Raw genomic sequence first — 21,427 nt, 5'->3', positions numbered from 1 at the left:
AAATGTACAAAAAACCTGGATAATTAAACTTTTGTTAAAAACAGTGGAACTAATTAATGATTCTTTAAATTTAAAGTGAAAAACTATATAATCATAACCAGTAATAGTCATTAAGATGAGGATTTATGTTGTTGTAGCATCGGTATTAATGTTATTTAATTGCAATAATGTTAGAAAAGAAACTGTTGCTTCGGGAAAAATAGGGGGCTTAAAAAGTATAGATTCTGAAAAGGCTTCTTCTATTGAATTGGAGGTTTACAACTTCTCTGAATTTGAAAAGTTCTTAACCAAACGTGACGATACGATATATGTTATTAATTTTTGGGCGACGTGGTGTGCTCCCTGTGTTAAGGAACTCCCTCATTTTGAAAAGTTAAACAATGAGTATGGAAATAAGAATGTAAAGGTAATTTTGGTAAGTTTAGATTTTCCGCATTTATACGAATCCAAATTAAAACCATTTATTGTTAGTCATAAAATAAAGTCCAAGGTTGTGGCTTTGGATGACCCAAATATGAATAGTTGGATCCCAAAAGTGGATAGTAAATGGTCGGGTTCCATACCAGCTACTGTGATCTATAAAAATAATACTAAGAAGTTTTTTGAACAGTCCTTTACTTATGACACATTAGAAAACGAGTTGAAACCATTTTTAAATTAAAACTATGAAACAGATAAAAAATACTATTGTTGCAGTTGCCGCAGTGATTCTACTAAGCGCCTTTTCATTTGTTAATACGGAATCAAACGACGGTTATGAAATTGGTGATGTGGCCAGCGATTTTGAATTAATGAACATAGATGGTGATATGGTCTCATTATCAGATTATAGAGAAGCCAAGGGTTTTATCATAACGTTTACGTGCAATACTTGCCCTTATGCTGTGATGTATGAGGATAGGATTATTGAACTTAATAATAAATATACTCCCAAGGGTTATCCTGTAATCGCAATTATGCCAAACAATACGCTTGCCAAGCCAGGGGATAGTTTTGAAGCGATGCAAAAGCGTGCCAAGTCAAAAGGATTTACTTTTCCCTATTTGATAGACAAGGAACAAACCGTTTATCCAAAATTTGGAGCAACAAGGACTCCTCATATTTTTGTTCTTCAAAAAACAGACAAAGGAAATGTAGTTCAATACATTGGCGCCATAGACGATAATTATAAAGATGCCTCTGCAGTTAAGACAAAATATGTCGAAAATGCAGTTGATGCATTGCTCGAAGGAAAAGAAATAGAACAAAAAGAAACAAAAGCTATCGGTTGCTCTATAAAGTCTTAACCCTTATTTGGTGATAATAAAAGTATCCGAGTAATATACTCGGATTTTTTTTGTTTATTTTTAATTAATAAATATTAGTTTTGTATTGTATACTAATCACTAATCTATGGAAGATTTAACTCATGAAGAATGGTCTGAACAATTAGCTAACGATGATAATGCTGTTGTGTTGGATGTTCGTACAGATGATGAAGTTGCTAATGGAATTATTCCAAATGCTATTCATATAGACATTTACAAAGGACAAAACTTTATTGACGAACTTGAAGAATTGGATAAGAGTAAAAATTACTATGTATATTGTCGGTCCGGCAACAGAAGCGGACAAGCTTGTCGAATTATGGATGAATTGGGTTTTAAGAATGCATATAATCTTGAAGGAGGTATTCTTGAATGGCAAGGTGATATTGTAGATATAGATTAACATAACGTAAAAATGAGATTGATTTTCCTTTTATTTGGTATGTTAATTTTGGCAGGCTGTGAACAATTTACCGATAATCAGGCTAAAATTGTTACTCCTGAAGAAATGCAAATTTTATTGCAAAATGAAAGGGTGCAGTTAGTAGATGTAAGAACACCGGAGGAGTATAATGATGGTTATATAGAAAATGCAATTAACATTGATTATTATTCTCCAACCTTTGTGGAGGACATTGAAAAGCTGGACAAAGAACAACCCATTCTTGTTTATTGTAAAAGTGGAAGAAGAAGTGCTAAATGCTCTAAAATTTTAGAGGAAGCCGGATTTAAAAAAATTTATGATTTAAAAGGAGGTTTTTCTACGTGGAAATTCAAAGGTTTTAAAATTGAATCAAAATAAAAAAAGCTCTCATAATGAGAGCTTTTTTTAACCTGCATATATTTGTTATATTTAGTTCTCCAAAAGATGTACCTTTATCTTAACTGAAACGAAATAGTTCTCAGTTATTATATGGTATTACTCCCTATTATTCTTTTAGCAACCATATGGCACAATAGTGTGCTATATTTTAACCAATCTAATTTTTTTATTATGATTAAAAAATCGATTTCTCAATTTTTGGTGTTCCTTTTAATATTAGGTGCCAACTTTACTTTGAATGCACAAGATGATTCAAAGAGTTATGTCATGTTAGAAAGCATGATGCTAACACCAGATTATACCAAGTTAAAGACTCTAGGAGACCACATGCGGTCACATAATGAGACATATCACAAAGATGGCCCTTTCAAGGCGGCGGTTTATACTATATCTACCGGGCCAAATTCAGGCAGTATGGTGTGGATGATGGGACCTACAACATATACTCATCTCGATTCTCGTCCTTCTAATAATGGGCATGATGAAGACTGGAGAGATAATGTTATGCCATATATTAAAAAAATCCATACTACAGAATATTGGAAAATGGATGGCAAATTATCCAACACTGCAATGCTGGATGGGGATAATTCCAAATACCCAATAGTTTTCGTTAGGTATGGTGAAGTTGAAGATGACCATGGTTATTCTATGAATACGTTTTTTGAAATGATAAGTGAGACTGTTAAAGCTATGGAAGGTGAAAATCCATGGGGCTTGTATTACAATGAATTTAGACAAGGAAATTTGGGAAGGCATGTGGCATCTGTTAGCTTTTTGAAAAATTGGGCCGAGTTGGATGATGATTCTGTGAGCTTTAAGGAAACATTTAATTCAACTATTGGAGAGGACAAATGGCAGAACTTTATTGATATGTCTAATAGTATATTTTCAAATACTTGGGATGAAATTTGGTCTTATAATGCTTATATGAGTGGCAATTAACAGCTGAAAAAAACAGATGATCCTATTAAAAACACTTTATCGATAATTTTGAATATAGTTTTTGTTTTATCTTGTTTTTGAGCTGTTTAGCTTAAATATTTTTAAAGTTATTTACTTATGTGTAAATTTGTAAAGAACTTAAAACGCTGAGTTATGAATATGATGAACGGTTGGGTAATTCTGTCCATTGTTGCTTTACTTTTTATAGGCATGTATATTTATGCCAATATTTTCGTTTTTTTAGAAAGAATTAGAGAAAAGAAAAGAAAAAAGGAAGAACTGCATAATCTTGAGTTGCTTGAACAAGAAAAGGAAAGAAAAAATCAAATTAGAGAGGAAAAGTTCAAAAAGCTAAGAGATAGGAGCGAAGAAATCAAACAGGAGCTTAAACGCTTGGAATTGATGAAGGCCAATAGAATGAAATCTCAAAAGGCGCATTAATAATTTTCAATTAAAATATAAAGCACTCAAGTTAATATATTAACTTGAGTGCTTTTTTTGTAGTTTAAACTTTATGCTCAGATTAGAGATCAGTCGTTGTGATTCTAACATTCGTAAAGGTTAAATTCCAATTATTTTCTATATTCTTATGATCCAAAGCGATTTTAATACCATTAAAATCATGGTAGTTTTCGAATGTATTTATTAATGAGGGCTCTTTACTGTTCCCTTTTCTAAAAATCCATTCTTGAATAATAAAGTGGTCGTTATAAAATAAATCATATGCATCTCCCGGAGTATAACCTCCTTTAAGGGGGTAAGTGACCGTGATCATATTCATTTTAAGTTTACTAATAGGAGCTTCCGTTTTTATCGGGTTAGAAATGGTAATGCCCTTATCCCATATTAGTTGAAAAGGAACAAGAAGCCAAAATTTATCATTAATAAAGGCCCGGTCAATCGGAATAATCGCAGAATCTAACTTAGATCGGTTATATTCTATCGTAACGGTATCCCTGGTATAGGTAACTGCATTGGTTTTGGGATGCCATGTCCACTGTCGGTCATTGTTAAAATTAAATGATATTTCCTTAACTTTTTTCCATGTTTTAAAACCATGAGCATTGGCTATTTTTTGTGCAGTTGTAAGTACAATTTCTCTTTTTGTGTTTTTTAGGTCTTTGCAGGAAAAAAAAAGAAAAATTAGAGTTAAAGTATAAAGGAAGTTGTGCATACATTAAGATTTTTGTAAATATAAGGGTTCACGATGAATGTAAATGACAATTATTTTAAAACCTCAGGCATTTTCTCTTGAAATCGTTTTAATCTGGGAATGGAGACATTTCTAATGTAGCTATTGTTTGGGTGAAGGCGTTCGTAGTTTTGATGATAATCTTCAGCCTTCCAGAACTTTTGGAAAGGCAAAACTTCGGCTGCAATTTTGGCATGCAGCATTTTGGCCAGTGCTTCTTTTTTCTTAAGTATAAGTTGTTTTTGGTCTTCATTTTGATAAAAAATAATGGAACGGTATTGCGATCCAAAATCTGGATATTGCCCATTGACTTGTGTAGGATCCTGTGAAGCGAAATACACGTCAACTAAGGTTGCAAAACTCACTATTTCAGGATCGTAAATGACTTCTACCGATTCCGCGTGACCTGTTCTTCCCGTATTGCTGGCCTCATACGTTGGATTTTTGGTATGACCACCCGAATATCCGCTAATAGCTTCATCAACTCCTTTTACACTTTCATAGATGGCTTCTACACACCAAAAGCAACCACTGGCAAAATAAGCTCTTGCCTTTCCATTTTTTAAAGGGACTTCAACGGGTTCAGCATGGATACTTTTGTCTTGATTTGCATTGTCTTGGGCATTGTTTTTACAGTTAAGAAGTAAAGAAACTAATGTTATTATTATTAAACGATTCATAAGCATATGTTTTTTCGTTAGACGAATTAAAAAACAGAACCTTATTAAAATGACATAATTTAACATATGGTAAGTCATGAGTATTTGTATTTTAGTTCCTGATACATTAATTTTAGGATGTAAATTTAGAAATAAATAGGCTTTTCGATCAAACATTATTGATAGCAAACCGTATTCATAAACTACTTATACAAATCATGAAAACGATCTTACCATTATTAGCAGCTGTGTTTTTTAATATATCTTTTTTTGCTCAAGATCTAGCCTTATGCGGAACGGATGCCGTACACAAGAAATTAATGAAAACAGATCCTTCTTACAAGTCAAAATTTTTGCAAAGTCAGGAAAAAATTAATGATGCTATGCAGGCTAAAATAGCCGCTGGAAAAATGAGTACAACACAGTATACAATTCCAATCATTGTACATGTTATTCATTTGGGAGAGTCTGTTGGTACTGGAACAAATATAAGTGATGCACAAGTTCAAAGTGCTATTGATAATTTGAATGTGGCTTTTTCCGGTTCAGGCAGTTATTTGACAGATATAAATGTCGATTTCGTATTGGCTCAAAGAGATGGAGAGTGCAATGCTTCAACCGGTATTATCAGGGTTGATGGATCTAGTACATCAGATTATGCAACTCAAGGACTAACGTATAATGGATTTGGAAGTGATAATGAAGAGGCCGTAAAAAGTCTTAGCAAATACCCTGGTGATGAATTCTATAATATTTGGATTGTAAGCGAGATAAATGATAATGGAGCAGGTTCAGGTACACAAGGATACGCGTATTTTCCAGGGGCATCGCCCGATATTGATGGTGCTGTAATTGTTTACAATGCTTTCGGGTATGATCCTTCAGGTGTACTAGGTTTTGAGTTAAAATCATACACAAATAGAAATGTTACTGCCATTCACGAATTGGGCCATGCGTTTAATTTGTTTCATACGTTTGAAGGCGATGATTCAGATGACGACGATGTTGCAGACCAATGTCCGATAAATACGGATCCAACCAGTGATGGTGATGCATGTGCCGATACCAGTCCCCATAGAAGAGATGATGGCAATTGTGGTGACAGTGGCGAGACCTGTGCAGGGATCGGTACGGATTTAGCTGACGTGGTAACTAATTTTATGGCGTATTCCAGTGATGTCTGCCAAGTGAAATTTTCGGTTAACCAAAGGGATAGGATAAGGACTGTTTTAGAGGGAGTACGCTGGTCTTTAATAAATTCTTCTGGTGGATTACCTCCTGAAAATCCACCCTCGGCGGCATTATCTTCAACGCCAACTACCCAAAGTATTGCTGTCAATTCTGGCATAGGTGTATATGGTTTGTCCTTGGATTCCACAACATACAGTTCCGGAGATGCAGAGGATGATGGTGGATACCGGGATAATTCTTGCAGCAGATTTAATTTAGGAAGTAATACGATGTATACTATTTCTGTTAGGACAGGATCAATTAATAATGAACATGTTAAAGTTTATATTGACTATAATAATAATGGAGATTTTAATGATTCAGGTGAGGAAATTTTTAGCAGTACCAATAATTTAGAAATCCATTCAGGGAATTTTACTATACCAGCGATTTCTCCTAATGTCATTGCCAATACCCCGCTATGGGTGCGAGTAATTAGTGATTTTGCTTCTACACCAACAAATACTATCACCGGACCAGATTTTTCCCCTCAATATGGTCAAGTTGAAGACTTTTCAGTATTCATTTCCAATTCTCTGAATGTTAAGGATCATGCACTGACAAAAGACTTGATAACAATTGTTCCCAACCCAAATAGAGGAAGGTTTTCCCTTAAATATGATGGAAATTTAAGTTTAAAAAAACTAAGCATTTTTAATATGATTGGCAGGGAAGTGATGACGTTACCATTACGGGACTTTGAAAGGAGTAAAACAATTGATTTGTCGTATATCCAATCTGGAATGTATTTTATTACAATAATGTCTGATAGTTCTCAAGCTACCAAAAAAATTAGTATTAAATGAATGAGGCGGTCCAACAAAATGGCTGGTCTTTTTAATAGTCCTCAATAACCATCAGAATTCAAATTGAAGTATATTCTAGAGTTAAAAAAAAAGCCTCCACTAAGTATAGTTGAAGGCTTTGCAATTTATAAGTTAAAAAGGACTAGAGTTTTTCAAATAGCTTATCCATTTTAACCTTTTGCTCTTCAGCCAGGGCAGCATCAACTAAAATACGTCCACTGTGCTCATCGGTAATTACTTTTTTTCGTGAAGCAATTTCAACTTGTATTTGTGGGGGTATTGTAAAGAATGATCCTCCGGAAGCACCTCTTTCAATAGGCACTACTGCCAGACCATTTTTGACACTTTTACGGATTCTATTATACGCTGATACTAAACGTTCTTCTATCTGATTTTTATATTCTTCAGATTTTTTCATTAAAGCTTGCTCTTCTTTTTCTGTTTCTGCTAAAATGGCTTCAAGCTCCCCTTTTTTATGCTTTAAATGAGTTTCGCGCTCTTTTAAACGTTCTTTGGTTTCTGCAATAACTTCTTTTTTCTGTTCAATTTGTGCCTTAAACTCTTTTATATGCTTTTCGGCCAGTTCAATTTCTAATTCCTGAAATTCAACCTCCTTGGTAAGGGAATTGTATTCTCTGTTATTTCTAACATTTTTTTGTTGCTCATTGTATTTTTTTATGAGCGCTTTGGCTTCTTCAATAAGGTTCTTTTTTGAAGCGATATCATTGTCAATTAACTCCAAACTCGAGACCAATTTTTCAAGTCTGATGTTTAATCCAGCTACCTCATCTTCTAGATCACGAACTTCCAAAGGCAATTCACCACGAACATTTCTTATTTCATCAATTCTGGAATCGATTAATTGTAAATCGTATAAGGCTCTTAAACGCTCTTCTACGGTTGCTTCTTTCTTTTTAACCATATTTTAAAAATACTTAACAGGGTTGGTATTTGTGTTCGATAAAACGACTGCAAAATTAGTAATTTTTTTTGTAAGATGTGCTACTAAAAGATTTTTTGTGAACTGTTCACTTTCATAATGTCCGATATCTGCTAATAGGATTTGATTCTCTGCGGTGAAAAAGTCATGATATTTTAAATCGGAGGTAATAAATACGTCTGCACCAGCCTGTTTTGCCGCTTGGATTGCAAAACTTCCGGAGCCTCCTAAAATAGCCACTTTGTTTATAGGTTTACCCAAAAGCATTGAGTGTTTGATGCAATCTGATTTCATGGTCTTTTTTAAATAATTTAAAAAATCCATCTCATCCAAGGGTGAATGCAATTCACCAACTATTCCCATACCTATTTGCTGGTTATTATTATCAAGGGTAATAATTTCGTACGCCACTTCCTCATAAGAATGGGTTTCAAAAAGGGTATTCAGAATTTTTGATTCTAAATGTTTGGGGAAAATTACTGTTAGTTTGGTTTCTCTTTCTGTATGGGTCTCTCCTTTATTCCCCTTTGTTGGGTTCGATTCTTCATTACCACAAAAAGTGCCATACCCTTCAACATTAAAACTGCAATTTTTATAATTACCAATATGACCCGCCCCGGCCAGAAACAGTGCTTCACGCACATGACTGACTTCTTCAATTGGGACATAAGTCGATAATTTTTTAATGGTATCGTTTTGAGGAATGAGTATGCGCTTATTTGTTAGCCCCAATTGCTTAAAAATCATATCGTTTACACCATGAAAAGCGTTATCCAGGGCAGTATGCATGCTGTAAATAGCGATATCGTGCTTAATGGCTTTAATGACGACACGCTCAACATATGTGCTTCCGTTTAGTTTTTTTAATCCTTTGAAAATAATTGGATGAAAGCTGACTACTAAATTGCATTTTTTTTCAATAGCTTCGTCAATAACAGGTTCTGTGGTGTCTAACGTGACCAAGATACCTTTAAGCTTGGTGGTTTTTTGGCCAACCAGTAGACCGACATTGTCAAAATCTTCAGCATAATTTAGGGGAGCCAGTGTTTCCAAATGGTCTATGACATCTTGAATAATCATATTATTTTCATTTATTGATTATTAAACAAATATAAAATATTTACTTTGCTAACATGAAATTTTTACGGGCCATAGCAATTCCTATCATGCCATTTTACTATTTGGTTACCAGTTTTCGAAATTGTTTGTATGATTGGGGATTAAAAAAATCGACATTTTTTAATTTTCCGGTGATTTGTGTTGGGAATTTAAGTGTTGGTGGTACGGGTAAAACACCCATGATTGAGTATTTAATTAGGTTGTTAAAAGATGATTATAAGATAGCAACGCTTAGTCGGGGTTACAAGCGTAAAACCAAAGGATTCTTGTTAGCTAACGATCATGTTAGTGCGGAGGAACTTGGCGACGAACCTTTTCAATTTTATAATAAATTTAAAGGAAACATTCATGTTGCGGTAGATGGTAATCGGATTCACGGTATTAACCAATTAATGGTGTTAAATCCTAGGCCTGAAGTTTTTTTATTGGACGACGCTTATCAGCATAGACGCGTAAAGGCTGGTTTGAATATTCTACTTACTTCTTATGACAATTTGTATGTTAATGATTATGTACTTCCTGTGGGGAATTTAAGGGAATCGCGGAGGGGTGCGAATAGAGCAGAGATTATTGTTGTAACAAAATGTCCAAAACATTTGGATAAGGATAAAAAGATATCTGTTATGGAACAGATTAATATAAAAGATAATCAACGGCTGTTTTTTAGCTACATCAAATACGCCCAGCAAGCTCAATCTTCGAACTCGTATATTAAATTAGAAGGTTTGAAGCCCTTTACTTTAGTGACGGGTATTGCAAATGCGCATCCTTTGGTCAAGCATTTAAAGGAAATGGGCCTTGATTTTGAACATCTCAATTTTAAGGACCATTATGAGTTTTCATCCCAAGATGTTAAACGATTTGAAGCCTTATCCTCCCCTATAATAACTACCGAAAAGGATTATATGAGATTAAAAAAGTATTCAACAATTGCAGATAAGTTATATTACTTACCAATTGAAATTGGTATAGATAAAACTGAAGTTTTTAACAGAATGGTATTGGATTATATTAAAAATAACTAGGCAGATTTGGTTTTCTTTGAATTTAAAGCGTTGAACAGTTTTTTCTCGAATTCTTCCTGTTTAAAAGGTTTTGGGATAATATCAGTAAATCCGGCCTCTTCAAATTCATGCATTTTGTCTTCGATCGTTACAGCAGTTAATGCAAAAATGGTTAATTCCTTATCAAATGTCCTAACGATTTTCGTAGCTTCTATTCCACTAATGCCCGGCATATGAATATCCATTAAAACAATGTCGTAACTATTGGTTTTTATTTTATCTACGGCATCCTCCCCGTTATCCACGATATCGCATTTAAGATTCATTTTGGTCAAAATCTTCTTAGTGATCATTTGGTTAATTTTATTGTCTTCGACCACTAGTATCTTGACCTTACTTAAATCAATTTCATTGGTTTCATCTGAAAAATAAGAGTTTTTATTTTTATCAATTTTACCCTGATCTGTATATTCTAATGGAATTTCAAAATAAAAAGTGGTTCCCTTACCCAATTCACTTTTAAGATAAACTTTTCCTTTAAGTATGTCTATTAATCCTTTTACAATGGAAAGACCAAGGCCAGTACCACCATACTTTCTATTAATTTGTATGGAACCTTGAGAGAAACTCTCAAACATATTATCTTGTTTCTCCTTACTAATTCCAATACCATTATCTTCTACTTCAAAACGCAGGGTATAAGTATTGTTTTCTTGATTAATTTTATAAACTCTTATCCATATGTCGCCATCCTTAGTAAACTTAATGGAATTACCAATCAAGTTTATTAAGATTTGGGAGATTTTTAATTGATCGGCGATAAAACTTTCAGGTAAAGTCTCAGGATAATCAAAATGGATTTTAATATTGTTATCTAAGGCCGAATTATTTAAGGCCATAACAATATTGTTTATTTTATTTTTTAGGTTAAAAGGTTCTGGTTCTATATTTACTTTATTGGCTTCAATTTTGTTTAATTGTAAGATGTCATTTATGAAAGTTAGCAGGTAATCTCCAGAAAATTTCAACGATTTTAAGTGCTGTATTTGTTCAGGTTTTGGATCCTCATCCAATAACATGTTGCTTAAACCTGTAACAGCATATAATGGTGTTCGCAATTCATGAGTAACAGTAGATAGGAAATTCGCTTTTGTTTTGGAGGCCAATTCGGCTTTTTCTTTGGCAATAATGAGTTCACTATTTTTTTTGTGAAGCATATTATTGGTTTTTAATCTTATATTATTGTTTTTGTATAACGACAAGGTTAATAGGGATAAAATTGTAATTAAAGCTACACTTAAAATGGATATAAGAGTGCCCAAATCATTTTTACTATTGGCTTCATCCAGTTCGGCTTTTTGTTTTTTGGTCTTTTCTAATTCCTCACTCATTAAAAATTGCACTTTTTTTTCTGGAGAAAGATTCTCGTGTTTTAACGCCCTGAGTGAATCGGATAATTTTAAATGAAGATTGAGGTAATAATATGAGTTTTTATAATCGTTAAATTTGTGGTGTATATCGCTTAAAACCAAATAACAATCATTTAAAATGTCAATGTAATTATGTCGTTTGGCAATGTTTAAACCTTCATTGGCCAAGGTCGACGCTCTTTCAATATTTTCAAGTTCAAGATAAACTTTACTCAGATTAACGAGACCATTACTTTGTGTAAGATATAGGTTTAATTTTTTGGATAAATTAATGGATTGATCAAGATGTATTCTTGCATTATTATAGTCCTCTAATTTGATATAAGTTATGCCTTCGCAAATTAAAACCTCAGCCAGCTTTTCCTCTAAGCCTTCTTCTTCAAATTTTGATTTTGCTGCTCTATATTGATCAAGTGCAAGACTGTAATCCTGTTTTTTAAAATAAATGTCTCCAAAAGTTTTATATGAACTTCCTATATTATGATTATCATTAATTAAGCGCTGTACATCAACAGCTTTAACTAAGGATTTTATGGCTTCGTCTTCCTCCTCAACGATTAATTGTAGTTTTCCTTTGGCCGTGTAAATTATACCTAATCGCTCTTTATTATCCACTTTTATGGCAAGATCTAACGCCTTATCCAATTCTTTTTGCGCTTCTGGATAATCGAAATTCTCAATGTCCTTTTTGGACTTTAGAATATGAAAATCAATACGATTTTGGATTATTTCGGGATCCTCGTCTATTGAATTTTGAGTAAAGCAAACTAAGCCTATACACAAAATAATTGCAGTTATGTAATGTTTTATTTGGGGCATTATAAATCAATCTTACCGACAAATATAATTATTTTATCGACAAAACACACTTTTTTTCCGATAAATTGCATATTAAATCAATTATTCTTTGTGAATATCCCGTTTCATTGTCGTACCAACCTATTATTTTAACCATATTTCCTATAACAGAAGTCATCTGGGAATCGAAAATACAGGAATGCGGATTACCTACAATATCTATAGAAACAATTGGGTCATCTGTGTATTGGATGATATTTTTATAATGGTCTTTTGATGCGTCCCAAAAGGCATTGTTAATAGCTTCAATTGAAACAGATTCTTTCACATTAAATGTAATATCGGTTAAAGACCCATTAATTACAGGCACTCTAATACCACACCCACCAATAACCGCTGCTAGTTCTGGAAAGATTTTTGTCAGTGCTTTGGCTGCCCCGGTGGTCGTTGGAACAATTGATTGACCCGCAGCTCGTGCACGTCTTAAATCAAGATGGGGTTGATCATGTAAACTTTGATCGGTAGTATAAGAATGTACGGTGGTGATATAGGCTTGATTAATGCCACAAAGTTGATTTATGATATCGATCATTGGAGCGGCATTGTTGGTGGTACATGAGGCATTGGATATGATGGTTTCCGTTCCGTCTAAAATACCATTGTTAACTCCCATTACAATCGTTTTTATGGTATTGTCGGTTGGAGGGACACTTAAAATTACGCATTTAGCACCATTTTTTAAGTGATGTTCTAAATCTACCGTTGTTTTAAATTTTCCAGTACATTCCACTACAAAATCAACATCATAGGTATTCCAGTTTATTTGCTTTGGATGATTTTGATTAATTAGAGGTATCGCTTTCTTATTTACTATAATGGAATTACTATTGAAAGAAGTTTCAGCTTCAAAAATACCATGAACACTATCATACTTTAATAAATGGCTCAAGGTATGACTATCTGATAAATCATTAATAACAACGACTTCAATATCTGTATGGTTCTGAAGTAACCGAAATATACGCCTACCTATCCTGCCAAAGCCATTCAGAGCAACATGAATCATGATTTTTAATGAATATGTTTTTGAGCATGATAGGATGAACGCACCAATGCGCTGCTTTCTACATGTCTAAAGCCTAGCTCAAGTCCTATTTGTTTATATTCTTTAAATTGTTCGGGACTTATAAATTGTTTTACGGGCAAATGTTTTTTACTAGGTTGCAAGTATTGCCCAATAGTAACTACATCAACATCATTATTTTTTAAATCATGCAAGGTTTCTATTACTTCCTGTTTAGTTTCACCAAGTCCGAGCATAATACCAGATTTGGTCCTGCGTTGGCCTTGCGTTTTTAAGTATTTTAAAACACCTAAGCTTCTATCGTATTTTGCTTGTATACGCACTTCTCGGGTTAAGCGGCGAACGGTTTCAATATTATGTGATACCACTTCGGGAGCTACCTCAATAATTCTATTAATATGTTGTTCAATACCTTGGAAATCTGGAATTAGGGCCTCTAAAGTGATTTCTGGATTCATTCTACGAACTGCTTTAACCGTTTCTGCCCACATAATACTTCCCATATCTTTAAGGTCATCACGGTCTACACTTGTAAGTACAGCATGCTTAATTTTCATTAGTTTAATGGAACGGGCTACTTTTTCAGGTTCATCCCAATCCACCATTTCAGGTCGACCTGTTTTAACCCCACAAAAACCACACGAACGGGTACAAATGTTCCCTAATATCATGAATGTAGCTGTTCCCTCACCCCAGCATTCACCCATATTCGGGCAGCTACCCGAAGTACAAATGGTATTTAATTTGTATTTGTCCACCAGGCCCCTAAGTTCAGTATATTTCTTGCCTGTTGGCAGTTTTACACGTAACCAATTAGGTTTTGGAACTCTCTCTTTCGGTAAAATATTTGAAGCCGTTTCAGCGTCCATAGGTTATAAATAAGGCTACAAATATACAAAGTATTGATTTAAAAGCAGGGCTTTTAAGTTGTATTGCTATTTCGTTTTTTTAATAACATCGGCAAGTAGTTTTTTAGCTCTTAATAGCTTCACTTTTATGTTATTAATAGGTTCCTTCAGTTCATTAGATATTTCCCTGTAACTTAATTCTTGGAAATACCTTAAATGAATAACTTTTTGATAATGTGGTTTTAACTTTTTTATGTCCAACAACAATTTGGCCAGATGTTGCTCGGTTATTATTTTATCTTCTGGGGATGGTGATTCATCTAAAATTTTGTAGGCTTTATCATCATTATGGGAAATAACCTTAGAAATGGATTTTTCCTCTTTTCTCAATAAATCAATATGGATGTTCTTTGAAATAGCTATGAGCCAGGTTTTGAATTTATAAGATTCATCAAATGTTTCAATTCGGTCAAAAGCTTTGGAAAATGTTTGAATGGTGACATCTTCCGCGTCATTTTCATTTTGTATACGTTTTAATTGAAAGCCATAAACATCATCCCAATATAAATCCAGCAAAAAATTAAATGCTTTTTGATCGTTTTTTTTGGCCCTTTTAATAGCTTCCTCTATTTCCAATGATTAGGTTTTGAAACAAGATTAGTTATAAATATAAATAATTGAATGCTAATTAAGAAAATTTCAAGAACGGGAATTAAATGGATGATATCTTTACTATCTAGTTTTTTAGCTGCCATTCCAAAAATAACATATTGAAGCAAAAGCCTAAACATGACTAAAGCACTCACTGTGATCCATAGGGATGAACCTATAAGTAAAATTATGGTGAGAAGCCAAAACAGGACTTGCAAACAATAAATTGTGGTGAGCAAAACCTTATGTTCTAATTTATAATATTTAGCTGTAGTAATGTGACGCCTTTTTTGATTTATCCAATCTTTAAAACCGGTTTTGGCAGGGGATGTCGTAAAACTATCTTTGCAGACTGAAATAGCCGTATTATTTGCTGATGCCACTTGATTAATAAATAAATCATCATCACCAGATTTTACTCTAATATGATTTATAAAACCATTAGATTTAAAAAAGAGTTCTTTTTTATAGGCTAAATTCCTGCCAACACCCATATAGGGTAAACCCATATTGGCAAATGAAAAATAGCGAAGACCTGTTATTAAGGTCTCAAATCGTATAAGCTTATTTAAAAATGAATTCTTAATTTTGGTATGTGCACCAAATCCCAAGACAATAGATGTTTTTTCATTAAAATGCCCCACCATTTCGGAGATCCAAAATTTAGAAACAGGTTTGCAATCAGCATCAGTGAATAATAGCAAATCGTATTTGGACGCTTTAATGCCCAAAGTCAATGCATATTTTTTATTACCCCAAAATGTTTCAATGGCTTTAACATCTACAATTTTAATGTTTGAATGGCGTTTCGCAAACTTTTGCATGATTTCTAGCGTTGTGTCGCTTGACGAATCATTTATTAAAACAACCTCAAATTCAGGGTAGTTTTGATGGAGTATGTAAGGTAAGAACTGTTCTAAATTACCCCCTTCGTTCTTAGCACAAACTAGTACCGAAACAGGAGCTTTTTTACGAGAAATTTTAACGGGTTTTAAAAATGAAAATTTTCCGTAAACTAATAGATAAATAATAACTTGAAAAAATACTACAACTAAAAAGATGTAGAATAGGAAATCAAGAATTGGCATAAAATTTTAGGAATGTAGAGGTTCATTACATTCACTATACTGGTCCGGAGTTCTTCCACAAAATCCACAGGTTTCGCCATTTTCGTTGAGCATGGGATTTTGGCTTGCACAAGTACCCGAAAATTTCCCATCTTTTTTTGCCCAGATTTTAATAGCAATACCTGCAATGCCCAAACCTAATAAAACAAGTGTAATTAATAGAAGTTTCATATATTAATTATTTGTGCAAAGATAGCAGTTTAAAAAGATATTTTAAATTTATTAGAACACTTTATTGACAACAAGGCAGTGTTCCATTTTTTATGATATTAACAGAAAAGTCCCATTGCATTGAAGCATTGGGACTTTGATAAAATTTAATTTGGTTCTAAAAAAATTATTGAAGGCTTATATGTGCTACGGAGTTTTCCAAAGAGGCTATGGAGTTTCCTCCTTTAGGTTCAATAGTTATATTTAGTGCCAATGCATCTTCGGTATAAGGAATTGCCCGTAACTGTCTGTCTTCTTCTGATAAAATGCCAAGACTTACCATTTTGCCTTGCAGTTCTGCCCAGATTTGGTAACATTGCTCTTGAGGCAGTTCAGGAAGGGAAACTACATCAATCATAGAGGTTTTTTCTCTTGGATTAATGTAGGCTACAGTTTTTAACTCACTTGCCCGACTGTTGCCTTGAATAATGTATTTGTAAGTTTCAGGGTCGTTGAGTTTAATGAACTGTTGCATTACGGCATCTAATTTCTCGTTATTCTTTTCAATATCGCTCCTTAAATCAAAAATTTCATCAACCACAACCTGGTTTTCATCATTTAAACGATGGTTATAGTCAATAAGCTTTTGGTTTTGTTTATAGAATAAAAATGTTGATCCCGCAAAAATAATCGATGCCACACATGCCGCAACACCAATTTTATACCAAGACTTGTATTTTTGAAAGGCACTTAAACTTATAACCGGCTTATCCAGTTCCTCCAATATGTCGCTTAGGAGTTTTTTTGGGGCTTCAACGGCATTGCTCTTAGCAACAACCTCTAAGTTGAACTGCAAAGTATTGTATGCATTCTGTACTTCTGGATATTTTGAGATGTAGGCCTCAACTTGTTCTGATTCTAATGTGTTAGTTGCACCTATTAAGTATTTTTCTAATAGTCCAGATTCTAAAAAAGTATTTATTTTCTCATCCATGACTTGTTTTATTGAGGATCGTAAATTTTTTTCAATTCACGTAATCCGATTTTTAATCTTGATTTTATGGTACCTAGTGGAATATTTAATTCATCACTAGCTTCTTGTTGCGTCATGCCCTCAAAAAAGAGTGCATTAATTACGATTTGATATTTTTCGTCTATTGTTCTTAAATGTTTTTTAATATCTAAAACGTCTTGATTTAACGTGTTTGATGTAATTCTATATACGGATGAAACGTCAATTTGGACTTCTTTTTCGTTTTTATTTTTAAGGGATCTAATTTTATCTATAGCGGTGTTGTAGGCGATTCTATAGAGCCAGGTAAACAGTTTCGCTTTTGAAGCATCATATTTTTTGGAATATCGCCATATTTTTACAAAACTTTCTTGAAGAACATCTTGCGCAACATCGTCGTCCGATATTATTTTTTTTACCACACCATAGAGGGCATCAGAATAGTTATCAAACAGCAAAGTTATCGCACGTTTATCACCTTTTTTAAGTAATGTAACTATTTCTTTTTCTATTGCTGAAATCAATATTTGATGATTTAAAGTTTTGTTTTAATATTGGGTAGATTGTTCCAAAAGTAGAAATTTCTTTTTACACTTTATAGAATATTTACTTCGGCGTCAATAGAAATGTCGAACAACCTTTTAACGGTTTTTTGAATTAAAATGGAAAGTCTTAAAATATCTTTTCCCTTAGCATTACCATAATTCACCAAAACCAAAGCCTGATTTTTATGTACTCCATAATCACCAAATCGTTTACCTTTAAAACCAGCTTTTTCTATAAGCCAGCCCGCTGGAATTTTTACTTCATCATTCGAAATGGGATAATGTGGCATGTCATTAAAACTATTTAATAGGTCATCATATTGAGCCTTTGGTATCACTGGGTTTTTAAAAAAACTTCCACTATTACCAATATCTTTAGGATTAGGTAATTTACTACTCCTAATGGCAATTACCGCTTTTGAGACATCAACAATGCTAGGTTGAGTAATCTTCATAAAATCGAGTTGCGATGCTATGGCTCCATACTTAATATTAAGTTTATGGTTATTATTGCTCAATTTTAGGGTAACGCTTGTAATAACGTATTTTCCTTTGGATTGTTGTTTGAAAATAGAATCTCTATACCCAAAATCACAATCTGCTTTCGAAAACGATTCTATTGCATTGGTTTGTATAGATAAGGCCTCGCAGGACACAAAAACATCTTTTAGTTCTACACCATAAGCACCAATATTTTGTATGGGAGCACTACCTACATTTCCTGGGATTAAGGCTAAATTTTCAATTCCGCCAAACCCTTTATCAAGACACCACAGTACAAATTCGTGCCAATTTTCACCTGCATTCGCTTTGACAGTTACATAATCTCTATCTATTGACACGATTTCTATGCCTTTTATATTAACATGAATCACTAAGGCTTCTAAATCTTTGGTGAGAAGCATATTGCTACCACCCCCAAGGATGAGTTTTTCTGGATAGCCTTTAAGGTTTAAAACAGCTTTTAACTCATTAATATTGGATACGGAAACAAAATATTTTGTAATTACGTCAATACCAAAGGTGTTATACGGTTTCAGTGATATGTTTTCCTGTATTTGCACTAGTATTTATAAATTTTTAAGGCTTCCTTTAAAATATTCACCGCTTTTATTAAACTTTCCTTTTTAAGTACGTATGCAATTCTAATTTGGTTTAAGCCTACATTGGGTGTTGAATAAAAGCCTGCGGCAGGGGCAACCATAACAGTTTCATTATTAACATCAAAATGCTCCAGAAGCCATTGTGCAAAATGGTCAGCATTTTTGATGGGAAGTTCGGCTACACAATAAAATGCACCATTAGGTTTGGCAACTTTAATACCTTCGATTTTTTTTAATTCTTTAACTAAGGTATTGCGCCGATCTACATATTCTTCAATAACTTCATCAAAATATTGTTGAGGTGTATCTAAGGCAGCCTCACTGGCAATTTGGGCAAAGGTAGGAGGACTTAATCTGGCCTGTGCAAATTTTAAAGCTGTTCGAATGACTTCTTTATTTTTCGATACTAAACAACCCACTCTGGCTCCACACATGCTGTAGCGTTTTGATACTGAATCAATCATTATGGCATGAACTTCAATATCTTCTTCTTGCATCACCGAGTAATGTTTGCGGCCATCATAGGTAAACTCACGATAAACTTCATCGGCAATTAAAAATAAATCGTGTTTTTTAACCAATTTGGCTAATTTTTTAATTTCATCCTTTGAGTAAAGATAACCTGTAGGATTTCCCGGGTTACAGATAAGTATTGCTTTGGTCTTTGCTGTGATGAGCTTTTCAAATTCTTCAATCGGAGGGAGGGCAAAGTTGTCTTCGATTTTAGAAATTACGGGTACAATCTTAACCCCTGATGACGTAGAAAAACCATTATAATTTGCATAAAAAGGCTCAGGTATGATAACTTCGTCATCCGAATCCATAATGGAACCAAAGGCAAAAAGTAGTGCTTCACTACCACCGGTTGTTACAATAATATCTTCATGATTTACATCAATATTATTCTTTTTGTAATAGTTTGCAATTTTAACCCGATAGGCTTCAGAGCCTTCAGAGCGTGTATAGGCCAATATCTCTAGGGAATGCATTTTTACTGCATTAAGAGCAATTTCAGGCGTTTTTATGTCGGGTTGTCCAATGTTTAAATGAAATATGGTTTTGCCTTTTTTTATTGCCTTTTCCGCAAAAGGCACCAATTTTCTTATTGGTGATTCTGGCATTAAGGCTCCTTTGTTTGATATGCTTGGCATTGTTGTAATTTTAATTAAAATGCAAATTTGAGAAAATTATCTTAAAGTTTTTTTAAAAAACAGGGTTAAATCATGACTCTATTTTAAAGATTCGTAAATTGTTGAAGTAAGTTTGTTCATAATTTATGAAAAGAGTCTTAAGTTTCATTTTTATTGTTTTCCTGATAACCCAATATGTTTTTTCACAGGGTAAATTTACTATTCAAAATAAGCGAAACACCGATAAAATTAAGTTTAAGTTTATTAATAATTTGATCGTTATTCCTGTTGAAATTAATGGTGTGGAACTTTCCTTTTTATTGGATACAGGTGTTAGTAAACCCATAATTTTTAATATTTTAAATGTTTCAGATTCTTTAAAAATCAGGAATACAGAAAGCATTTATTTGCGAGGATTAGGTGAAGGTGAATCGGTTGAAGCATTAAAATCAACGAACAATGTTTTTAGAATAGGTGATGCCATTAATTTAAACCAGGACCTTTATGCTGTTTATGATTCAAATTTAAATTTTGCGCCAAGATTGGGAATTCCAGTCCATGGTATTTTGGGATACGATTTGCTAAAGGATTTGGTAGTTGAAATTAATTACTCGCATAAATATATTCGACTAACAGAGCCACGGCAATACAGTTATAAGGACTGCAGAAAGTGTGAACGATTGAATTTAGAGTTTTATAATAATAAGCCATATTTAAACGCTACAGTCAATATTAACAATAAGGATATTCCAATAAAGCTGTTAATTGATTCTGGAGGAAGTGATGCCTTATGGCTTTTTGAAGATGACAATTTAGGTATTACATCCGGAAATAAATTTTTCTATGATTTTTTGGGGCATGGATTAAGTGGAAGTGTTTACGGCAAACGGTCTAGAATTAAATCATTTTCTCTAAAGGGCTATACCCTAAAAAATGTTAATGTTGCCTATCCTGATTCCATGTCCATTTCACACGCAAGACGAGTTAAAGACAGAAATGGAAGTATCTCTGGTAATATTTTAAAAAGATTTAATCTCATAATTGATTATTCTCGTGCTATTATTACTCTCAAAAGGAATGGTTATTTTAAATCAAAGTTTACCTACAATAAAAGCGGTATAGAATTGGCCCATGACGGCGTAAGGTTGGTCAAGGAAAAGGATGAGGCCGTTCAATTAAGAGATATTATGTCAAGAGCTGAAGATAGAAATGGAACTCGTATTGTATTGGATACTCGATATAAATTGTCTCTTAAACCAGCCTATAGCATTGTGGAACTGAGGCAAGATTCTCCTGCCGAAAAAGCAGGACTTAAAATAGGGGACATGATTTTATCTATAAACGGAAAACAGGCCTATCAATTTTCGCTTCAGGAAATTATCCAAATGTTTTACGATGATACTGGAAAGCGGATTAAGTTAAACATAGAAAGAGATGGCGAGACACATCACTTTTCATTTGTTTTAGAAGATGTGTTTGCTGAAATTTGAAGACTTAAAAGCATACCTCATGGGTGTCATTGGC

23 protein-coding genes are annotated in these 21,427 nt (G+C 33.5%); 9 read left to right on the top strand and 14 right to left on the bottom strand.

Translation table 11 applies throughout. From position 1 onward, the window contains the following. Positions 1–115: 115 nt before the first annotated feature. The 6 genes from MR054_RS11295 to MR054_RS11270 all read left to right on the top strand — a co-directional run bounded on the left by MR054_RS11295 (position 116) and on the right by MR054_RS11270 (position 3,516). A complete protein-coding gene (locus MR054_RS11295) occupies positions 116–661 on the top strand; it encodes a TlpA disulfide reductase family protein (RefSeq protein ID WP_242085431.1) in 546 nt (181 codons plus the stop codon). Positions 662–665: 4 nt separating this feature from the next. Next, complete coding sequence (locus MR054_RS11290) at positions 666–1,286, top strand: thioredoxin family protein (protein ID WP_242157928.1); 621 nt, start codon at positions 666–668, stop codon at positions 1,284–1,286. Between the two features lie 106 nt (positions 1,287–1,392). Next, entirely contained in the window at positions 1,393–1,710 is a 318-nt protein-coding gene (locus MR054_RS11285; protein ID WP_242085429.1) for a rhodanese-like domain-containing protein, read from the top strand. A gap of 12 nt (positions 1,711–1,722) precedes the next feature. Then, positions 1,723–2,109 (top strand): rhodanese-like domain-containing protein, encoded by a 387-nt coding sequence (locus MR054_RS11280; protein ID WP_242157927.1) that lies wholly within the window; start codon positions 1,723–1,725, stop codon positions 2,107–2,109. A gap of 192 nt (positions 2,110–2,301) precedes the next feature. Continuing rightward, complete coding sequence (locus MR054_RS11275) at positions 2,302–3,075, top strand: hypothetical protein (protein WP_242085427.1); 774 nt, start codon at positions 2,302–2,304, stop codon at positions 3,073–3,075. A gap of 153 nt (positions 3,076–3,228) precedes the next feature. Next, positions 3,229–3,516: a hypothetical protein gene (locus tag MR054_RS11270; RefSeq protein WP_242157926.1), complete on the top strand. Its 288-nt coding sequence runs from the start codon at positions 3,229–3,231 to the stop codon at positions 3,514–3,516. An 82-nt stretch (positions 3,517–3,598) separates the two neighbouring features. Here MR054_RS11270 and MR054_RS11265 read toward each other — a convergent pair whose 3' ends face one another. After that, positions 3,599–4,249: a hypothetical protein gene (locus MR054_RS11265; RefSeq protein WP_242157925.1), complete on the bottom strand. Its 651-nt coding sequence runs from the start codon at positions 4,247–4,249 to the stop codon at positions 3,599–3,601. A gap of 50 nt (positions 4,250–4,299) precedes the next feature. After that, positions 4,300–4,947, bottom strand: a complete 648-nt coding sequence (msrA, locus tag MR054_RS11260; RefSeq protein ID WP_242085424.1) for a peptide-methionine (S)-S-oxide reductase MsrA — start codon at positions 4,945–4,947, stop codon at positions 4,300–4,302. A 197-nt stretch (positions 4,948–5,144) separates the two neighbouring features. Here msrA and MR054_RS11255 point away from each other — a divergent pair, with 197 nt between their 5' ends. After that, positions 5,145–6,962 carry a zinc-dependent metalloprotease gene (locus MR054_RS11255; RefSeq protein WP_242157924.1) on the top strand — a complete coding sequence of 606 codons (1,818 nt, stop codon included), beginning with the start codon at positions 5,145–5,147 and terminating at the stop codon, positions 6,960–6,962. 142 nt (positions 6,963–7,104) lie between these two features. On the opposite strand, the gene MR054_RS11250 is transcribed toward MR054_RS11255, so the two are convergent. Further along, positions 7,105–7,884, bottom strand: coding sequence for a zinc ribbon domain-containing protein (locus tag MR054_RS11250; RefSeq protein ID WP_242157923.1), 780 nt, complete (start codon positions 7,882–7,884; stop codon positions 7,105–7,107). Between the two features lie 3 nt (positions 7,885–7,887). Next, positions 7,888–8,982 (bottom strand): Nif3-like dinuclear metal center hexameric protein, encoded by a 1,095-nt coding sequence (locus MR054_RS11245; protein WP_242157922.1) that lies wholly within the window; start codon positions 8,980–8,982, stop codon positions 7,888–7,890. Between the two features lie 53 nt (positions 8,983–9,035). Between MR054_RS11245 and lpxK the strand changes: the two genes are divergently transcribed. Then, positions 9,036–10,046, top strand: coding sequence for a tetraacyldisaccharide 4'-kinase (lpxK, locus tag MR054_RS11240; RefSeq protein ID WP_242157921.1), 1,011 nt, complete (start codon positions 9,036–9,038; stop codon positions 10,044–10,046). On the opposite strand, the gene MR054_RS11235 is transcribed toward lpxK, so the two are convergent. From MR054_RS11235 to MR054_RS11190, 10 genes are all read right to left on the bottom strand, one after another. After that, complete coding sequence (locus MR054_RS11235; RefSeq protein WP_242157919.1) at positions 10,043–12,238, bottom strand: ATP-binding protein; 2,196 nt, start codon at positions 12,236–12,238, stop codon at positions 10,043–10,045. The genes lpxK and MR054_RS11235 overlap by 4 nt on opposite strands. A gap of 64 nt (positions 12,239–12,302) precedes the next feature. After that, positions 12,303–13,319, bottom strand: coding sequence for a type I glyceraldehyde-3-phosphate dehydrogenase (gene gap / locus MR054_RS11230; RefSeq protein ID WP_242157918.1), 1,017 nt, complete (start codon positions 13,317–13,319; stop codon positions 12,303–12,305). A 5-nt stretch (positions 13,320–13,324) separates the two neighbouring features. Beyond that, complete coding sequence (lipA, locus tag MR054_RS11225; protein ID WP_242085417.1) at positions 13,325–14,206, bottom strand: lipoyl synthase; 882 nt, start codon at positions 14,204–14,206, stop codon at positions 13,325–13,327. Between the two features lie 66 nt (positions 14,207–14,272). Next, positions 14,273–14,821 (bottom strand): RNA polymerase sigma factor, encoded by a 549-nt coding sequence (locus MR054_RS11220; RefSeq protein WP_242085416.1) that lies wholly within the window; start codon positions 14,819–14,821, stop codon positions 14,273–14,275. Continuing rightward, positions 14,812–15,924 carry a glycosyltransferase gene (locus tag MR054_RS11215; protein WP_242157917.1) on the bottom strand — a complete coding sequence of 371 codons (1,113 nt, stop codon included), beginning with the start codon at positions 15,922–15,924 and terminating at the stop codon, positions 14,812–14,814. Before MR054_RS11215 ends, MR054_RS11220 begins: the two co-directional genes overlap by 10 nt. 6 nt (positions 15,925–15,930) lie before the next feature. Then, positions 15,931–16,134 carry a membrane or secreted protein gene (locus MR054_RS11210; RefSeq protein ID WP_242085414.1) on the bottom strand — a complete coding sequence of 68 codons (204 nt, stop codon included), beginning with the start codon at positions 16,132–16,134 and terminating at the stop codon, positions 15,931–15,933. A gap of 166 nt (positions 16,135–16,300) precedes the next feature. Beyond that, positions 16,301–17,107, bottom strand: coding sequence for an anti-sigma factor (locus tag MR054_RS11205; RefSeq protein ID WP_242085413.1), 807 nt, complete (start codon positions 17,105–17,107; stop codon positions 16,301–16,303). Positions 17,108–17,115: 8 nt separating this feature from the next. Then, entirely contained in the window at positions 17,116–17,649 is a 534-nt protein-coding gene (locus MR054_RS11200; protein WP_242085412.1) for an RNA polymerase sigma factor, read from the bottom strand. 71 nt (positions 17,650–17,720) lie between these two features. Further along, complete coding sequence (gene murB, locus MR054_RS11195; RefSeq protein ID WP_242157916.1) at positions 17,721–18,734, bottom strand: UDP-N-acetylmuramate dehydrogenase; 1,014 nt, start codon at positions 18,732–18,734, stop codon at positions 17,721–17,723. Next, positions 18,734–19,924: a pyridoxal phosphate-dependent aminotransferase gene (locus MR054_RS11190; protein WP_242157915.1), complete on the bottom strand. Its 1,191-nt coding sequence runs from the start codon at positions 19,922–19,924 to the stop codon at positions 18,734–18,736. Before MR054_RS11190 ends, murB begins: the two co-directional genes overlap by 1 nt. Positions 19,925–20,049: 125 nt before the next feature. Here MR054_RS11190 and MR054_RS11185 point away from each other — a divergent pair, with 125 nt between their 5' ends. After that, positions 20,050–21,393, top strand: coding sequence for an aspartyl protease family protein (locus MR054_RS11185; protein WP_242157914.1), 1,344 nt, complete (start codon positions 20,050–20,052; stop codon positions 21,391–21,393). Positions 21,394–21,427: the final 34 nt, after the last annotated feature.

It is taken from the genome of Aestuariivivens sediminis, from assembly GCF_022662105.1.
Lineage (GTDB): Bacteria > Bacteroidota > Bacteroidia > Flavobacteriales > Flavobacteriaceae > Aestuariivivens > Aestuariivivens sediminis.
Note: the sequence above shows the minus strand (reverse complement) of the source record. Positions and strands in the feature narration are given on the sequence as shown.